Source organism: Miniimonas arenae (assembly GCF_006351005.1).
Classification (GTDB): domain Bacteria; phylum Actinomycetota; class Actinomycetes; order Actinomycetales; family Beutenbergiaceae; genus Miniimonas; species Miniimonas arenae.
The window spans coordinates 130,245-147,952 of record NZ_VENP01000001.1; the positions used below are offsets into that span (position 1 = coordinate 130,245).

General features: G+C 75.0%; 17 protein-coding genes. 3 read left to right on the forward strand and 14 right to left on the reverse strand.

Annotation, left to right across the window (positions count from 1 at the left end; translation table 11 throughout):
* Nucleotides 1–41 precede the first annotated feature (41 nt).
* Nucleotides 42–1,061: a hypothetical protein gene (locus FH969_RS00590; RefSeq protein ID WP_139985383.1), complete on the forward strand. Its 1,020-nt coding sequence runs from the start codon at nucleotides 42–44 to the stop codon at nucleotides 1,059–1,061.
* A 28-nt stretch (nucleotides 1,062–1,089) separates the two neighbouring features.
* Here the strand turns inward: FH969_RS00590 and FH969_RS00595 are convergent, their stop codons facing one another.
* From FH969_RS00595 to rpsB, 10 genes are all read right to left on the reverse strand, one after another.
* The gene (locus FH969_RS00595; protein WP_139985384.1) at nucleotides 1,090–2,892 is read right to left on the reverse strand and encodes a proline--tRNA ligase; all 1,803 of its coding nucleotides are present in this window, start codon (nucleotides 2,890–2,892) and stop codon (nucleotides 1,090–1,092) included.
* Between the two features lie 287 nt (nucleotides 2,893–3,179).
* Complete coding sequence (locus tag FH969_RS00600) at nucleotides 3,180–4,028, reverse strand: GNAT family N-acetyltransferase (protein WP_246071616.1); 849 nt, start codon at nucleotides 4,026–4,028, stop codon at nucleotides 3,180–3,182.
* Between the two features lie 15 nt (nucleotides 4,029–4,043).
* Nucleotides 4,044–5,351 carry a M50 family metallopeptidase gene (locus FH969_RS00605; protein WP_139985387.1) on the reverse strand — a complete coding sequence of 436 codons (1,308 nt, stop codon included), beginning with the start codon at nucleotides 5,349–5,351 and terminating at the stop codon, nucleotides 4,044–4,046.
* On the reverse strand, nucleotides 5,351–5,905 hold the full coding sequence (locus tag FH969_RS00610; RefSeq protein ID WP_108719632.1) for a DivIVA domain-containing protein: 555 nt from the start codon (nucleotides 5,903–5,905) through the stop codon (nucleotides 5,351–5,353). Before FH969_RS00610 ends, FH969_RS00605 begins: the two co-directional genes overlap by 1 nt.
* Entirely contained in the window at nucleotides 5,902–7,158 is a 1,257-nt protein-coding gene (rlmN, locus tag FH969_RS00615) for a dual-specificity RNA methyltransferase RlmN (RefSeq protein WP_139985389.1), read from the reverse strand. Before rlmN ends, FH969_RS00610 begins: the two co-directional genes overlap by 4 nt.
* A gap of 11 nt (nucleotides 7,159–7,169) precedes the next feature.
* Entirely contained in the window at nucleotides 7,170–8,423 is a 1,254-nt protein-coding gene (locus FH969_RS00620) for a phosphatidate cytidylyltransferase (RefSeq protein WP_246071617.1), read from the reverse strand.
* 8 nt (nucleotides 8,424–8,431) lie between these two features.
* Complete coding sequence (gene frr, locus FH969_RS00625; protein ID WP_108719630.1) at nucleotides 8,432–8,989, reverse strand: ribosome recycling factor; 558 nt, start codon at nucleotides 8,987–8,989, stop codon at nucleotides 8,432–8,434.
* Nucleotides 8,990–9,086: 97 nt separating this feature from the next.
* Nucleotides 9,087–9,806 carry a UMP kinase gene (pyrH, locus tag FH969_RS00630; RefSeq protein ID WP_139985391.1) on the reverse strand — a complete coding sequence of 240 codons (720 nt, stop codon included), beginning with the start codon at nucleotides 9,804–9,806 and terminating at the stop codon, nucleotides 9,087–9,089.
* A 162-nt stretch (nucleotides 9,807–9,968) separates the two neighbouring features.
* The gene (tsf, locus tag FH969_RS00635; RefSeq protein ID WP_108719628.1) at nucleotides 9,969–10,814 is read right to left on the reverse strand and encodes a translation elongation factor Ts; all 846 of its coding nucleotides are present in this window, start codon (nucleotides 10,812–10,814) and stop codon (nucleotides 9,969–9,971) included.
* Between the two features lie 129 nt (nucleotides 10,815–10,943).
* Nucleotides 10,944–11,912: a 30S ribosomal protein S2 gene (gene rpsB / locus FH969_RS00640; RefSeq protein ID WP_139985393.1), complete on the reverse strand. Its 969-nt coding sequence runs from the start codon at nucleotides 11,910–11,912 to the stop codon at nucleotides 10,944–10,946.
* Between the two features lie 368 nt (nucleotides 11,913–12,280).
* On the opposite strand from rpsB, the gene FH969_RS00645 reads away from it, so the two are divergent.
* The gene (locus FH969_RS00645; protein WP_139985394.1) at nucleotides 12,281–12,961 is read left to right on the forward strand and encodes a M23 family metallopeptidase; all 681 of its coding nucleotides are present in this window, start codon (nucleotides 12,281–12,283) and stop codon (nucleotides 12,959–12,961) included.
* Nucleotides 12,962–13,068: 107 nt separating this feature from the next.
* Entirely contained in the window at nucleotides 13,069–13,263 is a 195-nt protein-coding gene (locus FH969_RS00650; protein WP_108719625.1) for a hypothetical protein, read from the forward strand.
* 173 nt (nucleotides 13,264–13,436) lie between these two features.
* Here FH969_RS00650 and FH969_RS00655 read toward each other — a convergent pair whose 3' ends face one another.
* The 4 genes from FH969_RS00655 to FH969_RS00670 form a co-directional block, all read right to left on the reverse strand.
* Entirely contained in the window at nucleotides 13,437–14,558 is a 1,122-nt protein-coding gene (locus FH969_RS00655; RefSeq protein WP_281285311.1) for a tyrosine recombinase XerC, read from the reverse strand.
* 81 nt (nucleotides 14,559–14,639) lie between these two features.
* A complete protein-coding gene (gene dprA, locus FH969_RS00660; protein WP_139985396.1) occupies nucleotides 14,640–15,818 on the reverse strand; it encodes a DNA-processing protein DprA in 1,179 nt (392 codons plus the stop codon).
* The gene (locus FH969_RS00665; RefSeq protein ID WP_108719623.1) at nucleotides 15,811–17,337 is read right to left on the reverse strand and encodes a YifB family Mg chelatase-like AAA ATPase; all 1,527 of its coding nucleotides are present in this window, start codon (nucleotides 17,335–17,337) and stop codon (nucleotides 15,811–15,813) included. Before FH969_RS00665 ends, dprA begins: the two co-directional genes overlap by 8 nt.
* Entirely contained in the window at nucleotides 17,337–17,693 is a 357-nt protein-coding gene (locus FH969_RS00670; protein WP_139985398.1) for a YraN family protein, read from the reverse strand. The genes FH969_RS00665 and FH969_RS00670 overlap by 1 nt, the downstream gene beginning before the upstream one ends.
* Nucleotides 17,694–17,708: the final 15 nt, after the last annotated feature.

The following is a 17,708-nucleotide window of genomic DNA, read 5'->3' on the forward strand; positions in this document are numbered from 1 at the left end:
CGTGGTCACCACCGGGGCCGCACAAGACTACCCTCGACCGCGTGCCAGGCCGTCCCCGCGCTTCGATCGCGCGCGCTCTCGCGGTGGCGAGCCTCGCCGTCGGGCTCTGCGTCGGACTCTCGGGCTGCGGGGTCCGCCTCGACGTCCCGCCCCCCGCGATCCCGACGGCGGACGCCGCCGAGCAGGCGCGTGCGGACGCCGTCGCGACGGCCGACGCGATCGCCGCACAGGCGACCGCGCTGGCGGGCCTCGGCGTGGCGGACCCGACCCTGGCGACCCAGATCGCGGCGGGCAGCACGGCCCAGGCCGGCGCCCTCGGCGGCACGTGGACGCCGCCGGCGCGGCCGAGCGCGAGCGCCGATCCGAGTGACGACGGGGCGAGTGCCACCGACGACGCCACCGGCGCGCCCACCTCGGCGGATCCGACCGTGGACCTCGTGAACGCCCTCGTCACCGGTGCCGCGCAGGCGCGCGCCGGCGCGGGTGCGACCTCGGGCGACACCGCGACGCTGCTGGGCTCGATCGCCGTCTGGCGCTCGCTCGCGGCGCACCAGCTCGCCTCGACCCTGCCTGCGGAGACGCTCACGGGAATCGCGCCCACCCTCCCGGCCGGGGGCACCGACCTCACCGCCGTCGGCCTGTCGAGCCTCTCGGGCGTCGACGACCTGATCCGCGGCCTGGACGCCGCGGCGTTCGGCTACGAGACGCTCGCGGCCCGCACCGACGACGACGCCCGGGCGGCCGACTGGGCCGCGCGCGCCACGGCGCTGCGCCGCGCGGGCGAGGCCGTGGCGAGCGCGGCCGACGTCTCGGGGACCGCGGCCGATCCGCGCGAGGCGCTGTACGACGTCGCCGATCTCGTCGCGCTCGACCCGTCCGCCGCGGCCGCCTCGCTCGAGACCGAGGTGGCCGGGCTCTGGCTCACGGCGCCGCTGCCCGCGGGCCTGCGCCCGGCGGGCGTGGACGCCGCCGTCGAGGCGCTCCTGCGTGCCCGCGAGCTGGGTCCGCTCGCGGCGCTCGACTCCCCCGCAGCCGTGCTGCCGGGACTCGCGGCGCCCTGACGCCGAGCCCGCCGCTGCCCGACCCGACTCAGCGCAGCGAGTCGACCGTCTCGGCGACCACGCCCACGGCCTCGGCCACCGGGACCTCGCGGGTCACGCCCGAGGCGCGCTGACGCACCTCGACCACGCCGTCCGCGAGGCCGCGGCCGACGACGACCACCACGGGCACGCCGAGCAGCTCGGCGTCGGCGAACTTCACGCCCGGTGACACCTTGCGCCGGTCGTCGTAGAGCACCTCGATGCCCGCGAGCTCGGCACCGGCAGCGATCGCCTCGGCCGCCTCGAACACGGCCTCGTCGCGGCCGGTGGCCACGAGGTGCACGTGCGCGGGCGCGACGGCGACGGGCCAGGTCAGGCCCTTGTCGTCGTGGTAGGCCTCGGCCAGGGCGGCGACGGCGCGGGAGACCCCGACCCCGTAGGAGCCCATGTGGACCAGGCGCGCCTTGCCGTTCTGGTCCAGGACCGTCAGGCCGAGGGCCTGGGAGTACTTCGTGCCCAGGTCGAACACGTGGCCCATCTCGATCCCGCGGGCGAGCTCGAGCGGGCCCGACCCGTCCGGCGCGGAGTCGCCGGCGCGCACGTCCGCGCCCTCGACCGTGCCGTCCGCGGTGAAGTCCCGGCCGGCGACGAGGTCGAACACGTGCCGGCCCGGCTGGTCCGCGCCGGTGATCCAGCGCGTGCCGGGCACGATGCGCGGGTCGAGCAGGTAGCGCACGGCGCCGGCCGTGATCGTGCCGTCCTCGGCGAGCGTGCGGGGCGCACCGTTCGGTCCCAGCGCGCCCGGGCCGATGTAGCCCTTGACGAGCTCGGGGTGCGCGGCGAAGTCCGCCTCGCCCGCCTGCTCGACCTCGGCCGGCGCGAGCGACGCCTCGAGCCGCTTCATGTCGACCTCGCGGTCGCCGGGCACGCCGATCACCACGACCTCGCGACGGCCGTCCGGCCAGGTGAGCGCGACGACGACGTTCTTGAGCGTGTCGGCCGCCGTCCAGGCGCGGTCGGGGCGCGGGAAACGCTCGTTCGCGACGGCTACGAGGGTCGCGATCGTCGGGGTGTCCGGCGTGTCCTCGACGTGCGCGGCCGGGACGTCGGAGGCGTCCACGTCCGGCGGAACCGGGGTCGTGACGGCCTCGACGTTCGCGGCGTACCCGCCGGGCGAGCGCACGAAGGTGTCCTCGCCGATCGGCGAGGGCACGAGGAACTCCTCGCTGCGCGACCCGCCCATCGCGCCCGACGTCGCCGTCACGATCACGTACGGCAGGCCGAGCCGGGTGAAGATCCGCTCGTACGCGTCGCGCTGCGCCTGGTAGGAGGCGCGGTGGCTCTCGGCGTCGAGATCGAACGTGTAGGCGTCCTTCATGATGAACTCGCGCCCACGCAGCAGGCCCGCACGCGGACGGGCCTCGTCGCGGTACTTCGTCTGGATCTGGAACAGCGTGAGCGGCAGGTCCTTGTAGGAGGAGTACAGGTCCTTGACGACCAGGGTGAACATCTCCTCGTGCGTGGGCGCGAGGAGATAGTCGTTCTCGCGGCGGTCCTTGAGCCGGAAGAGGTTGGGTCCGTACTCGGTCCACCGGTTGGTCGCCTCGTAGGGCTCGCGCGGCAGCAGCGCCGGGAAGTGGATCTCCTGGGCCCCCGCAGCGGCCATCTCCTCGCGCACGACTGCCTTGACCTTCGCGAGCACCCGCAGACCCAGCGGTAGCCAGGTGTAGATGCCGGGGGCCGCGCGCCGGATGTATCCGGCGCGCACCAGCAGCTTGTGGGAGTCGACCTCGGCGTCGACCGGGTCGTCGCGCAGGGTGCGCAGGAACAGGGAGGACATCCGCATCAGCACGCGAACCAGCCTAGTTCGCTGCGGGTGCGGCCCGTGCACGACGGCGAGCCCGCCTCGCGCGGGCGGGTGGCACCCGCGCGGGAGCGCCGGGTTGCGGTGACGGGCCACGCCGAGCGCTGGGTTACGGCTACGCGGCGACACCGAGCGCCGGGTTGTGGTCACGAGTGAGCGCCGTGGTGACCACAACTCAGCGCTCGCCGAGGCCCGGTGACCACAGCTCAGCGTTCGCGAATGCCGGGGCGCCGAACGCCGGCTCCGGCTCCCTCCGGCTACAACCGCACCTCCGGCTACAGCACGATCGTCGTGTACCCGCCGACCTGGTCGAACCCCACCCGGCGGTACGTGCGCCGCGCTGCGGTGTTGTAGTCGTTGACGTACAGCGAGACGGTGCGCGCTCCCAGCTCCCGGGCGCGCTCGACCACGGCGGCGGTGCCGGCCGCGCCGAGGCCACGCCCGCGCGCGTCGGGCGCCACCCAGACGCCCTGGATCTGCGCCACGCCGAGCGACATCGCGCCGATCTCCGCCTTGAACAGCACCCGCGCCGTCGGACCCTCGCCCTCCATCACCACGAACGAGCGGCCCGCCTCGAGCAGCTGGCGCACCCGCGCGGCGTAGCCGCCGCCGGCGGACAGCGGGGAGTACCCGTACTCCTCGGTGAACATCGCCACGCTCGCGGGGAGCATGACGTCGATCTCGTCGGGGCGGGCTGGGCGCACCCGGACGTCGCCGGGGATCCGGGGTGGCGTGGCGAGCGCGAGCGAGGGCTGCTCACGCACCTGGCGCGGCTCGGGCCACGCGAGCGCGAGCCGGTTCCACACCGCGTGCACGGCGGTGGCGTCGCCGACGAGCGACGCGAACCGCCGGCCCTGCTCGATCACGGCGCCGGCGATCTGGTCGAGCCCGCGTCCGCTCGGGCTCACCGGCACGATGTTCGGGCCGACCCAGGCGAGCGCCTGCAGCTCACCGTGCTCGAACGTCCCCCAGGCGCCGGCCCCCGCGTAGGAGCGCACACCGGACTCGTCCAGGCGCACCGACGCGAGCACCGCGGCGACGGGGTCGCGCGCGCACAAGGCGTACGCCGCGCCGAGGTCCTCGGGACGCAGCGGTCGCGCGCCGCTCGCGGCTGCCCACCTCACGCCGGCCACCTCACGTCAGCCGCCAAGGCTGACGGGCGCGACGAGGTCGCCGACGGTGAGCAGCACGAAGATCAGCAGGAACACGCCGACCACGACGTACGTGAGCGGCAGGAGGCGCGAGGTGTCCACGGGCCCGGGGTCGGGCCGTCCGCGCAGCCGGGCGATCCATCGTCGCGCGCCCTCCCACAGCGCCCCCGCGACGTGCCCGCCGTCGAGCGGCAGCAGCGGGATGAGGTTGAACACGAACAGTGCGAGGTTGAGCGACGCGAGGAGCTGCAGCTGCGTGAGGGCGAAGCCCGCGACGCCGAAGTCGGTCGGGGTCGCCGCGGCCTCGCCCGCGATGCGCCCGACCCCCACGATGCCGATGACGCCGGTGTCGCGCTCGCCGCCGCCGAAGGTCGCCGAGGCGATCGACACGAGGTGAGCGGGCAGCGACGCGACCCCCTGGAACGTCAGCCCCAGCATCGTGCCGAAGTCGCCGACGAGCTCCCCCACGCTCGCGGGCTCGAGCTCCGAGCGCGGGCTCACCCCGACCGTGGGCACCTCGCGCGTGACCGTGGCACCGTCGGCGTCCAGGACCTCCCGCTCGACCAGCTCGGGCGTCACCTCGAGCGTGACCTGCGCGCCGTCGCGCTCGACGACGACGGCGGTCGGTCCCGTCGAGGCGGCGATCGCCGCCTGGGCGTCGGCCCAGGAGGCGATCGGCGTGCCGCCCCACGACACGAGCGTGTCGCCGGGCTGCAGGCCGGCCGCCTGCGCGGGCGACGCGGGGTCTGACGCCGTGCACTCCTGCCCGGCGGCGGGCATGCAGGGCGACACGGCGCCGAGGGTCGTGGTCGAGGTCGGGAGCCCGATGCCGAGGTAGCACACGGCGAGGAGGACGAACGCGAGGACGAGGTTGGCGACCGGTCCGCCGAGCATGACGACGATGCGGCGCGGCACCGCGAGGGCGGTGAAGGTCCGGGACAGGCCGCCGGGCGGGATCTCGCTCGCGGAGAACTCCCGGGCGTCGGCTGCGGCCTCGCGCGCCCACCGACGCAGGCCGCGGGTGCCGGCCAGCTCGCGGCGGGAGGCCTTGGCCGGCGAGAGCTGCTCGGCCGTGGGGTACATGCCGACCATCCGGATGTATCCGCCGAGCGGGATCGCCTTGACGCCGTACTCGGTCTCGCCGCGCCGGCGCGACCACAGCGTCGGGCCGAACCCGACCATGTACTGGGTGACCAGCACCCCGAACCTCTTCGCGGGGACGAGGTGGCCCAGCTCGTGCCAGGCGATCGAGGCCAGCAGGCCGAGCACGAAGACTCCGACGCCGAGCCAGAACATCACTCGACGGCGAGCAGGACGTCCACCACGCGGTCGAGATAGGCGTCCACCGGGCCCTCGGCGTAGGCGCGCGGGCGCGGCGCGCTGCCGAACGTGGCGGCGCGGACCTCGGCCGCGGTGAGGGGTGTGCCGTCGTCGAAGTACGCGACGAGGCGGTCCAGGAGTGCGTCGACCGCGGCGGCGTCGTACCCGCGGCCGCGCTCGGGAGGGGCGAAGCGCGACCCCGCGGGGCGGGTCAGGCGCTCGTAGAGCACGGTCGCCCGCTCGACGACCCCGGACAGCCACGCCCCCTGGCCGTTGTCCGCGATGAACTCGGCACGCTCGGCGGAGACGAAGGCGGCCTCGAGCCGGTCGAGCGCGGCGTCGACGCTGGAGGCCCGGTAGCCGCGCCGGACGAGGTCGAACGCCGCGCTGCGCACGGCGTGCGCGTCGATGTCCGCGGCGCCGTCGTCGGTGGCCTCGTAGGCCTTCCTCGCGCGGGCGAAGAACTCGTCGACCTGCTCGGTGTCGTACCCCCGATGGGTCGGGGCGACCCGGGGGAAGAGCTGGGTCACGCCGTCGCCTCCTTCAGTCCTGAACCGCGCCGCGGCCGGCCCGGCTGCTCGTCTGCACCCGCGGCGAGCTGGCCGCACGCGCCGTCGATGTCACTGCCCCTGGTGTCACGGATCGTGGTCGGGATCCCTGCCCTGCGCAACCGTGCCACGAACTCGGCCTCGACGTCGGGAGCGCTCGCCGTCCACCGGGAACCGGGCGTCGGGTTGAGCGGGATCGGGTTGACGTGCACCCAGCCCCGCCCGCGCTTGACGAGCTCGTCCGCGAGCAGCGACGCCCGCCAGGCGTGGTCGTTGACGTCCCTGATCAGCGCGTACTCGATGGAGACGCGTCGACCGGTGATCTCGAAGTAGCGGCGGGCGGCGTCCAGCGCCTCCCCCACCTTCCACCGCGCGTTGATCGGGATGAGCTCGTCGCGCAGCGCGTCGTCGGGCGCGTGCAGCGACAGCGCCAGCGTCACGGGGATGCCCTCGTCCGCGAGCTTGTTCATCGCGGGGACGAGCCCGACCGTGGAGACGGTGACGTTGCGCGCGGACAGCCCGAGGCCGGCCGGCGCGGGCTCGATCATCCGGCGCACCGCCCCGACCACCGCCTTGTAGTTCGCGAGCGGCTCCCCCATCCCCATGAAGACGACGTTGGACAGCCGGGTCGGGCCGCCGGGCAGGTCGCCGTCGCGGCTGGCACGTGCGGCGAGGCGGACCTGCTCGACGATCTCCGCCGTCGAGAGGTTGCGGGTCAGACCCATCTGGCCGGTGGCGCAGAACGGGCACGCCATCCCGCACCCGGCCTGGCTGGAAACGCACAGCGTGGTGCGGTCGCGGTAGCGCATGAGGACCGACTCGACCTTCGAGCCGTCGTGCATCGACCAGAGCGTCTTGACGGTGTCGCCGCCGTCGGCCTCGAGCGTGCGCACGGGCGTGACGAGCTCGGGCAGCAGCGCGTCGACGAGCTCGCCGCGGGCACCCGACGGCAGGTCGGACATGTCGCCGACGTCGCGCGTGAGGTGCGTGAAGTAGTGCCGCGAGAGCTGGTCGGCACGGAAGGCGGGCACGCCGAGCTCCGCGACGGCGGCCTTGCGGCCCGCGAAGTCGAGGTCGGCGAGGTGGCGCGGCGGCTTGCCGCGCCGCGGTGCGGCCATCTGCAGGCGGGGACGGCCGCCGGGCGCGGGCCGGTCGGCGGTCGCGGTCGTCGGGGCGCCCGGTCCGGTCGGGTCGGTGGGTCCGACGGTCGGGGTGGGCAGCGGGGTCTCGGTCATCACATCTCCAGTCAGCTCGCCGGCACGAGCACGGCGAGGAGCGTCACGGCGACGGGGGCGACCATGAGGAGCGAGTCGACCCGGTCCAGGACCCCGCCGTGACCGGGCAGCAGCGAGCCCATGTCCTTCATGCCGAGGTCACGTTTGATGAGGGACTCGCCGAGGTCGCCCACGAGCGCGGCGAACACGCCGACGATCGCCACCACGACACCGACCCACCAGTGCGCGCCGAGCAGCGAGGTGGCCATCGGCCACGCCACCAGCACCCCCGCGAGCAGTGAGCCGGCGAGGCCCTCCCACGACTTCTTGGGGCTCACCGACGGGGCGATCGGGTGGCGGCCGAACGCGACGCCCGCGGCGTACCCGCCCGTGTCGCACGCCACGGCCAGGGCGACGACGAGCAGGACGCGCCACACGCCGTCGTCGGCGGACAGGGCCAGAGCCAGGAACGAGGCGAGGAACGGCACGTAGGCCGTGACCAGCAGCGCGGCCGAGGCGTTGCGCAGGGCGCGCACACCGGGCACGTCGATGACGGTCCACACCACGACGCCACCCGCGGTGAGGATGAACGCGACGAGCAGCGCCTCGGCGCCCACGAGGTACGCGGACACGAGCATGCCGACCGAGCCGACGAGGATCGGCAGCAGCGGGACCTCGATCCGCACGCGCGCCAGCGCACCGCGCAGCTCGACCAGCGCGCCGACGACGCCGGCCATCACCAGCAGGCCGAACAGCTCCTTCTGCAGGAAGAGGCTGAGCAGGAGCGCCGCGCCGAGGCCGACGCCCACGCCGATCGCGACCGGGAGGTTCCGGCCGGCCCGCGACGGCGGTGCCGTCAGCACCTCGCTCGGCGTCGGGTGGTCCACGAGCGGCTCGCGCGACGCCGAGTCGACGTCGGACACCGTCGCCCCCTCGGGCAGGGCGTCGGGCGCGACGTCGCCGACGGTCTCGTCCCCGCCGTCGCGCACGACGGCGGGCACCGCCTCGGGCGCGAGGGCCGGCTCCGCGTCAGGCTCGGCCGTGCGCACGACGGCGGACGCCGCCTCGGGCGCGGCCGGCACCGTCGCGGGTGGCTCGGCCGTGTGCTCGACGGCGACGCCTGCCTGCTCGGGCTCGGCGAGGGGTGCGGGCGTCCGCCCGAGGCGAGGCTCGCCGTCGGGCGCGACCGCCGGAAGCACGCCGCTCTCCCGGAGCCGGCGCAGCTCGCGCCGGGTCAGAGGGGCGCCGACGGGGGCGGTGTCGCCCTCGCGCGGGGTGTCCGTCACGGCCTGGCTCACACCTCGAGGAGCTCGCGCTCCTTGTGCGAGAGCAGGGAGTCGATCGTGTCCACGTGGGCCTTGGTGAGGGACTCGAGCTCCTTCTCGGCGCGCACGACCTCGTCCTCGCCGCTCTCGCCGTCCTTCACGAGACGGTCCAGCTCGTCCTTGGCCTTGCGGCGCACGGCGCGCACGGACACGCGCGCCTCCTCGCCCTTGTGCTTGGCGACCTTGACGTACTCCCGGCGCCGCTCCTCGGTGAGGGCGGGCAGGTTGACGCGGATGACGTTGCCGTCGTCGGTCGGGTTGACGCCGAGGTCGGACTCGCGCAGCGCCTTGATGATCTCGTTGGTCGCGGAGCGGTCGTACGGGTTGATGAGCACCACGCGCGCCTCGGGGATGGTGACACCCGCGAGCTGCTGCAGCGGCGTCGGGGATCCGTAGTAGTCCACGAGCACCTTGTGGAAGAGGCCCGCGTTGGCGCGACCGGTGCGGATCGAGCCGAGCTCGTCGCGCGCGACCTCCACGGCCTTGTCCATCTTGTCCTCGGCCTCGAGGAGAATGTCGTCGATCACTGGAACTGCTCCTTCGTGCGCCGCAGCGCGTCGTGGTGAGGCGTGGACCGCCCGAAACCTGTTCACCCCCGCACGCGTGCGCGGCGGGCTCGGCACCTCAGGCGGTCACCACCGTGCCGATACTCTCACCCCGGAGCGCGCGGGTGACATTGCCGCGCTCGCTCATGCCGAAGACCCGCATCGTCATGCCGTTGTCGCGGCACAGGCTGAAGGCGGTGGCGTCGAGCACCTTGAGGTCGCGCTGCAGGGCCTCGTCGAAGGTCAGGTGGTCGAGCTTCACCGCGGTGGGGTCGAGCCGGGGGTCGGCGGTGTACACGCCGTCGACCCCGTTCTTGCCGACGAGCACCTCGTCGCAGTGCACCTCGAGCGCCCGCTGGATCGAGACGGTGTCGGTGGAGAAGTACGGCATGCCGGCGCCGGCGCCGAAGATGACGGCGCGACCCTTCTCCATGTGCCGGATGGCGCGCAGCGGGATGTACGGCTCGGCCACCTGGCCCATCGCGATCGCGGTCTGGACGCGGGTGCTGACGCTGGCCTTCTCGAGGAAGTCCTGCAGCGCGAGGCAGTTCATCACCGTGCCGAGCATGCCCATGTAGTCGGCGCGGGCGCGGTCCATGCCGCGCTGGGAGAGCTCGGCGCCGCGGAAGAAGTTCCCGCCGCCCACGACGATGGCGACCTGCACGCCGTCGGCCACGGCCTCGGCGATCTCCGCGGCGGTGCGGGCGACCACGTCGGGGTCGAGCCCGATCGAACCGCCGCCGAACACCTCGCCGGACAGCTTCAGGAGCACGCGGCGGGGCTTGGTCGCGCTGGTCATGATCGCGTTCCTCTCGTTCCTACGGCTCGGGTGTGCGGCTCGGGTCCTGCGGCTCGGGTCCTGCGGCTCGGGTGCGGCTCTGACGGGCAGCGCTGCTGGGCCCTGGTGTGCATGCGGCCCCGCACCGTCGGAGTCCGACGGCGCGGGGCCGCACGTGGGAGGTCAGGCGCCGACGCGGTAGCGAACGAAGCCGGTGAGCTCGCCACCCGACTCCTTCACGACCTGACCGACGGTCTTCTTCGGGTCGCGCGCGTAGGCCTGCTCGAGGAGGACCTGGTCCTTGAAGAACCCGTTGAGGCGACCCTCGACGATCTTCGGCAGAGCGGCCTCCGGCTTGCCTTCGTTGCGCGAGATCTCCTCGGCGATCCGGCGCTCGTCGGCGACCGTCTGCTCCGGGACGTCCTCGCGCGAGAGGTACAGCGGGGAGTACGCGGCGATGTGCATCGCGACGTCGGACGCCACCTGGGCCGCCGCCGCGTCGCTCGCCACGATGACGCCGACCTGCGGGGGCAGGTCCTTCGCCGTCTTGTGCAGGTAGACCGCCACCCGCTCGCCGGGGACCCGGTGCACGCGGCGCACCACGATCTTCTCGCCGAGCGTCGCGGCGGCCTCGTCCACGACCTCCTGGACGGAGCGGTCGCCCACGAAGGCCGCGAGCAGCGCCTCGGTGTCGGCGGCCTCGGAGGCGACGGCCGCACCGAGGACGGTGTCGGCGAGGGCGAGGAACCTCTCGTTCTTCGCCACGAAGTCGGTCTCGGCGTTGACCTCCACGAGGACACCGACCTGACCGTCGGCGTCGGGCGCGTCGACCACGGCGGCGGCGACGAGGCCCTCCGAGGCGGAGCGACCCTCACGCTTCGCGACGCCCTTGAGGCCCTTGACGCGGATGATCTCCATCGCCTTGTCGACGTTGCCGTCGGCCTCGTCCAGCGCCTTCTTGACGTCGAGCATGCCAGCGCCCGACTTCTCCCGCAGTGCCTTGATGTCGGCGGCGGTGTAGTTCGCCATCTGTTCCGTCTCTCTTTCGTCCGTACTGACGTGCGTGCTGCGTGCGTGCTGTGCGCGGCTGAGGGTGCTGCCTGCGGCCGCGTGCGTGCGACCGCCCCGGGACGCGAGGCGTCCCGGCGCGGAGCGACGTCAGGCCTGCGTGTCCTCGGCGGTATCGGCCTCGGCGGTCTCGGCGGCAACCTCGGCCTCGAGCTCCTCGGCGACCTCCTGGGTGGCGACGGCCTCGGCGACAGCCTCGACCGCCACGGCCTCCGCCTCGACGGCGAGCTCCTCGGCCACCTCGGCGGCGGCGGCGGCCTCACCGGCGGTGACCTCGGACTCGACCGCGGCGGCCTCACCGGCGAGCAGCTCCTGCTCCCACTCGGCAAGGGGCTCGGCGGTCTCAGCGCCGGCCGCGGCACCACCCGAGTGGCGCGCGATGGTGCCCTCGGCGACGGCGTCGGCGACCACGCGGGTCAGCAGCGCGACGGCGCGGATCGCGTCGTCGTTGCCCGGGATCGGGAAGTCGACCTCGTCGGGGTCGCAGTTGGTGTCGAGGATCGCGACGACCGGGATGTTGAGCTTGCGGGCCTCGGCGATCGCGAGGTGCTCCTTCTTCGTGTCGACCACCCACACGGCGGAGGGGACCTTCGCCATCGTGCGGATGCCGCCAAGGGTGCGCTCGAGCTTGTCCTTCTCGCGGCGCATCATGAGGAGCTCCTTCTTCGTGCGGCCGGACGCGGCCACGTCGTCGAAGTCGATCTCCTCGAGCTCCGCGAGGCGCGCGAGGCGCTTGCTCACGGTCTGGAAGTTGGTGAGCATGCCACCCAGCCAGCGCTGGTTGACGTAGGGCATCCCGACGCGCGCGGCCTGCTCGGCCACGGCCTCCTGGGCCTGCTTCTTCGTGCCGACGAACAGGATCGTGCCGCCGTGGGCGACCGTCTCCTTGACGAAGGAGTACGCGCGGTCGATGTCCGCGAGCGACTTCTGCAGGTCGATGATGTAGATGCCGTTGCGCTCGGTGAAGATGAAGCGCTTCATCTTGGGGTTCCAGCGACGGGTCTGGTGCCCGAAGTGGACGCCGCTCTCGAGGAGCTGGCGCATGGTGACGACGGCCATGGCTCGTCCTTCCGGCGCGGATCGCTCCGCGCGTCGGGCGGGCCGCACGAGCGACCCGCGTAACGGTTCTCCGCCGGTACGGCGGCCTGGTGCTCACGACGCGTCGCGACCACCCGGAGGTGGACCGTGGACGGCGCGTCCCGGGGGCGCACTCCGTCGCGCGAGGCGACGGCTGCCGACCGGTGTGTGGGCACGCGATGTCAACCGGCACGGACCGGTTGCACCGAGAATCCTACCCCGTCCGCGGCGGGCCCCCCACCCGATCTCCTGGCGCCCCGGCTTGTCCCCCGCGGGCGCTCGCGCCGCGTCGTCCACCACCCGGCGGCGGCGGCCATGCGGACCCGATCGGACCGGCGCACGCTCGGGTGATGAGCTCCCTGCTGTTGCGCTCGGGCGCGGCGATCCTCGCCGTCGGCGGTCTGCTCGCGACGGCGCACGCCGCGACGCACGACGGCGAGCGCGCGGACACCCTCGACTCGCCCGCGGCCGTGGCGGGCGAGGCGGCGGGCGCGACGGCCGGCGCGACGGCCGGCGCGACGGCCGGCGCGACGGCCGGCGCGGGAACCCCGGCTGGTGGCGCTGCGGGAAGCGGGGCCGCACGCCCCCAGGCCGGGGGTGCGGCCGAGCTGCCCGGCCGCGTGACGTACGGGTGGCCGATCGAGCCCGCCGACGTCGTGCGCCCGTTCGACGACCCGGCGCAGCCCTGGCTCGCCGGCCACCGCGGCGTCGACCTCGCCGGGTCGGTCGGCGTACCGGTGCGCGCGGCGGCCGACGGCGTGGTCGCGTTCGCCGGCACGGTCGCCGGGCGCGGGGTCGTCTCGGTCGACCACGCCGACGGCATCCGCACGACGTACGAGCCGGTGACGGCGAGCGTCGTCGCGGGTCAGGCGGTGGCGGCGGGCGACGCGCTCGGGACGCTGGACGCCGGGCACGGGCGCGGGTCCGACCTGCACTGGGGCGCCCGGCGCGGACGGGACGACTACCTGGACCCGACACTGCTGGTCACCGGCGACGTCGTGATCCGGCTCCTCCCGCTCGAGGCGGGGTGACCGAGCACCCGCACGTCAATCCACGTTGACATGCTCGCCCACGCGCGTCATCCTGGGTTGACACGCGGGACGCGAGATCGCGACCCGACCGGATCGGAGGTGACGCGATGACGATGGCGATGGAGGACGACGGTCCCCTCGGCGAGCTGCGACGGATCACGCAGACGCGACGCGAGCTCGATCGTCGGGAGGAGATCGCGGTGCGCCGAGCCCGCTCTGCCGGCTTCTCGTGGGCCGCGATCGCGACCATGCTCGGCGTCACCCGCCAGGCGGTGCACAAGCGGTACGGCCGCCGCACCTGAGCCGCGATCTCGGTCGAGCCGCACGGACGGGGCTCCACGCCCTCCTCCCCAGGAGCAGACAGGTGCACCCTCACGAGTCGGGGGCGACCGCGGCGCCGGGAGTCACGCGCGGGGGTGTGCCTGGCGAACCGTTCTCCGTCAGGAACCGGGCCGTCCACACCGAGCGCCGGGAGTCACGCGCGGGGGTGTGCCTGGCGAAAGGCCGCGAGCAACCGCTCCGAGCTGACATGGGTGTAGCGCTGCGTCGTCGCGAGCGAGGCGTGGCCGAGCATCTCCTGGATCGACCGCAGGTCGGAGCCACCCTCGAGCAGGTGCGTGGCAGCCGAGTGCCGCAGACCGTGCGGTGCGAGGTCGGGCAGGCCGGCTCCGCCGGTGACCCGGTGGACCAGGGTCCGCACCGTGCGGGGATCGATCCGACGACCGCGAGCCCCGACGAACAGTGCTCGCCCCGCGGCCTCGCTCGCGAGCTCGGAGCGCAGGTCCAGCCAGGCGCGCAGCGCCTGCGCGGCGGGTCGGCCGAACGGCACGACGCGCTCCTTGTCCCCTTTGCCCACGACGCGCACGAGGCGCTCACCCAGGTCGAGGGACGTCACGTCGAGCGCGCACGCCTCCGAGACGCGCAGCGCCGCGCCGTAGAGCAGCTCGACGATGGCCTGGTCGCGGGCCGCGAGCGCACGATCGTGGGCCGACGGCGCGACCGGGGGCTCGCCGTCGGGCGCGGGATCGAGGAGCCGTTCGCGCTGGTCCCGGGAGCCCGCGACGTCGGGCCCTGGCGGGGCAGCGGGCGGACGGTCACCCGCACCAGCCCGTTCCCCCCGCGGGGCGGGCGGCGCAACGGCGGGTTCGGCACCGCGCGCCCGGGCGTCGAGGCCGGCGAGCGCCGTCCGGGCCTGCTCGGGCGTCAGCACGGCGGGCAGGGTGCGGTCGGCCTTCGGGCTGCGCAGCCGCAGCGCGGGATCGTGCGCCAGATGCCCGCTGCGGACGGCCCACGCGGAGAAGGTGCGCGCGGCGGCGCTGCGGCGAGCCGTCGTCGCGCGCGACAGCCCACGGGCGTTCTGGCGGGCGAGCCACTGCCGCAGGACCGCCAGGTCCAGCCGCGACAGGTCCGCCCCGGACGGTCCGCCCGGCACCTCGGCCAGCAGGTCGAGGACGTCGCCCACGTACGCGCGGACCGTGTGCACCGAGCGCGCGCGCTGCAGCCGCAGGTGCGCCGCGAACTCCTCCACGAGCGCGGCGTCCCCCGGGCGGGTGCCGTCGGGCACCACGATCCCCGCGTCCTGCGCGCTGGTCGTCACCGTGCCACCGTCGTCGTCGCACGCCCCCGGGGCAAGCCACCACACCGCGGGCCGTTCCTCCCGCTCTCACCTGCGACCCGATCACCGGGCCACCCGGCGCACGCGGTCGCCGTCGCGCACCGCGTGCCCGCGCAGCTCGAGCAGCCCGAGCGCGGCAAGGACCTCGCCGTGGGCGAGCCCGCACACGCGCACCACGGAGTCCGGGTGCGCCGCCCCGCGCGCGGGCAGCGCCTCCCAGACCAGCGCCTCCCGGGGCGCGAGCCCGGGCGGCACGTCGTCGAGTCGCACCGCGGAGTCGTCCCGCTCCCGGTCGCGCTCCATCCCCGCCGTCGCGGCCGGCCCGAGCTCGGCCACGAGCTCGCGCACCTCCTCGGCGTCCGTCACGCAGACCGCGAGCTGCTCACGCAGCAGGCGGTGACAGCCGGCCGAGGACGCCGAGGTGACCGGCCCGGGTACGGCCCCGACCGGCCGCAGCAGCCGCGCCGCGTGCTGCGCCGTCGACATCGTGCCGGACCGCCAGCCCGCCTCGACCACGACGCACGCCGCCGCGAGCGCGGCGATGAGGCGGTTGCGGGTGAGGAACCGGCTCCGGCTCGGTGCGCTTCCCGGGCCGAGCTCGGACACCACCGCGCCCTCGCGCGCGACCCGGGTCAGCAGCTCCGTGTGGCCGGTCGGGTAGAACCGGTCGAGGCCGCCGGCCATGACGGCGACGGTCGGGCCGTTCACCGCGAGGCTCGCCCGGTGCGCGACGGCGTCGATCCCGTACGCGCCGCCCGACACGACCACGCGCCCGTCCCCCGCAAGTGCCGCCGCGAGCTCGAACGCCACGTGCTCCCCGTACGGCGTCGCGGCCCGCGCCCCGACGATCGCGACGCCGCCCTCGATCGCGTGCGCCGCGAGCTCCGGGTCGCCCCGCACCCACAGGCACTGCGGGGCGCGCGGCCCGAGGTCGTCGAACGCGCGCGGCCACCGGCGGTCGGCCGGGTGCAGCACGGTGCCGCCGAGTCTCGTGATCTGCGCCAGCTCGCGCGCGGGGTCGAGCCCGTCGAGCCGCGGTCGCCACCGGGCACGCGCCCGTTCCCAAGGCTCTCGCTCCCCCGCCGGCGGGTCCCAGGCCTCGCGGCGCAGCCAGGCGAGCGCCGCCACGGGACCCAGCGCGGCGACGAGACCCACGGCGAGCTCGTCCCCCGGTTCCGCGAGCCGTGCCCAGGCGACGGCCGCGAGCCGCGGGTCCTCGACGTCGGCCGTCGGCTCAGCCATGACGGCCCCGCATCCGCAGCGTCATCGCACGGCCCACGTCGTCCGCGCCCGGCTGGTCCCGGCCCGCAAGGTCGGCGAGCGTCCAGGCCACCCTCTGCACGCGTTCGGCGCCGCGCAACGAGAGGTGCCCGTGCTCGACGGCGCGCGTCAGGTCCGCCCGCGCCTCGCGGGGCAGCGGGTGGTGCTTGCGCAGCCACGCCCCCGGCACGCCCGCGTTCGTGCGCCACGGGCAGCCCGCCCACCGCACCCGCATGCGCTCGCGAGCCTCCAGGACGCGCGCGGCGATCGGCGCCGAGGGCTCCCCGCCCGGACCCGCGAGCGCCGCCATCCGCGCGGCCGGCACGTCGACCTGCAGGTCGACCCGGTCCAGCAGCGGACCGCTGAGCCGGGCCAGGTAGCGGCGCCGCGCGAGCGGCGAGCACTCGCAGTCGACACCCTTGCCCGCCGACATCCCGCACGGGCACGGGTTCGCGGCGAGGACCAGCTGGAAACGCGCCGGATAGCGAGCCGAGGCGTCCGCGCGGTCGATCACCAGCTCACCGCTCTCGAGCGGCTGACGCAGCGTGTCCAGCACGCGCGGCGCGTACTCCGGGGCCTCGTCCAGGAGAAGCACGCCCAGGTGCGCGCGGCTCGCGGCCCCCGGACGAGGCACCCCGGCGCCCCCGCCGACGACGGCCGCGGCGCTCGCCGTGTGGTGCGGCGCCTCGAGCGGGGGCCGACGAATGAGGCCCTGGCGCGGATCGAGCGTGCCGGCCACCGAGTGCAGCGCCGTCACCTCGACCGCCTCGGCCTCGGTGAGGTCGGGCAGCAGACCGGGCAGCCGGGCCGCGAGCATCGTCTTGCCCGTCCCGGGAGGTCCGACGAGAAACAGGTGGTGGCCGCCCGCCGCCGCCACCTCGAGCGCGAACCGCGCCTCGGGCTGCCCGACGACGTCGGCCATGTCGAGCGCACCCGCCTCCCGAGGCTCGAGGTAGGACCTGGGGACCGCCGGCAGGTCGGGCACCGCGACCTGTCCGCCGTAGGAGTGCAGCAGCTCGGCGAGGTGACGCACGCCCACCACCTCGGCGCCCGGCACCATGCTCGCCTCGGCGACGTCGGCCTCGGGCACCACGACGTGCCGCAGGCCTGCTCCGACCGCCGCGTGCACCATGGGCAGCACCCCCCGGACCGGGTGCAGGCGGCCGTCGAGGCCGAGCTCGCCGAGGTGGACGGCGTCGGGTCGCCCGTCGCCCGCGACCCCCGCGGCCGCGAGGATCGCGACGGCGATGGCGAGGTCGAACGCCGTGCCGAACTTCGGCAGCCCGGCGGGCCAGAGGTTGACGGTGACGCGCTTCTGCGGGAACGCGACCGCGCACGACGACACCGCGGAACGCACCCGCTCGCGCGCCTCCATGAGCGTCCGGTCCGGCCGACCCACGAGGCCGAACGCCGGCAGCCCGGGGGCGAGGTGCGCCTCGACCTCGACGACGTGCCCGACCAGACCCTGCAGCGAGATCGCACGCGTGCTCCCCAGGCCCATCAGCCCACCGCCTGCAGGTGCGACAGCCGGACGGGCCCGACGGCGGGCAGGAGCACCGCGACGACGTCCAGCCGGACGTCGCTCGCCCGCGTCTCGTGCGTCGCGAGCCACTCCCCCGCCAGACGCCGCAGGCGGGCGAGCTTCACCGGTGTGACCGCCTCCGCGGGGTGTCCCATCGCCGTGCCGGTGCGCGTCTTCACCTCGACGACCACGATCGTCGCGCCGTCGCGCGCCACGAGGTCGAGCTCGCCTGCGCGGCAGCGCCAGTTCCGGTCGAGCACCTCCCAGCCGCGGCGGTGCGCCCACTGTGCCGCGATGTCCTCCCCGCGACGCCCGACGTCGTCCTTGTGCGCCATGGCCCACCTCCTCGC

Coding starts and splice junctions, on each gene's coding strand:
- FH969_RS00605 (WP_139985387.1), bottom strand. CDS start 5,351: ATGTTCTGGCTCGGCGTCGGAGTCTTCGTGCTCGGCCTGCTGGCCTCG.
- rlmN (WP_139985389.1), bottom strand. CDS start 7,158: ATGACCGAGACCCCGCTGCCCACCCCGACCGTCGGACCCACCGACCCG.
- pyrH (WP_139985391.1), bottom strand. CDS start 9,806: ATGACCAGCGCGACCAAGCCCCGCCGCGTGCTCCTGAAGCTGTCCGGC.
- tsf (WP_108719628.1), bottom strand. CDS start 10,814: ATGGCGAACTACACCGCCGCCGACATCAAGGCACTGCGGGAGAAGTCG.
- rpsB (WP_139985393.1), bottom strand. CDS start 11,912: ATGGCCGTCGTCACCATGCGCCAGCTCCTCGAGAGCGGCGTCCACTTC.
- FH969_RS00645 (WP_139985394.1), top strand. CDS start 12,281: ATGAGCTCCCTGCTGTTGCGCTCGGGCGCGGCGATCCTCGCCGTCGGC.
- FH969_RS00650 (WP_108719625.1), top strand. CDS start 13,069: ATGACGATGGCGATGGAGGACGACGGTCCCCTCGGCGAGCTGCGACGG.
- dprA (WP_139985396.1), bottom strand. CDS start 15,818: ATGGCTGAGCCGACGGCCGACGTCGAGGACCCGCGGCTCGCGGCCGTC.
- FH969_RS00665 (WP_108719623.1), bottom strand. CDS start 17,337: ATGGGCCTGGGGAGCACGCGTGCGATCTCGCTGCAGGGTCTGGTCGGG.
- FH969_RS00670 (WP_139985398.1), bottom strand. CDS start 17,693: ATGGCGCACAAGGACGACGTCGGGCGTCGCGGGGAGGACATCGCGGCA.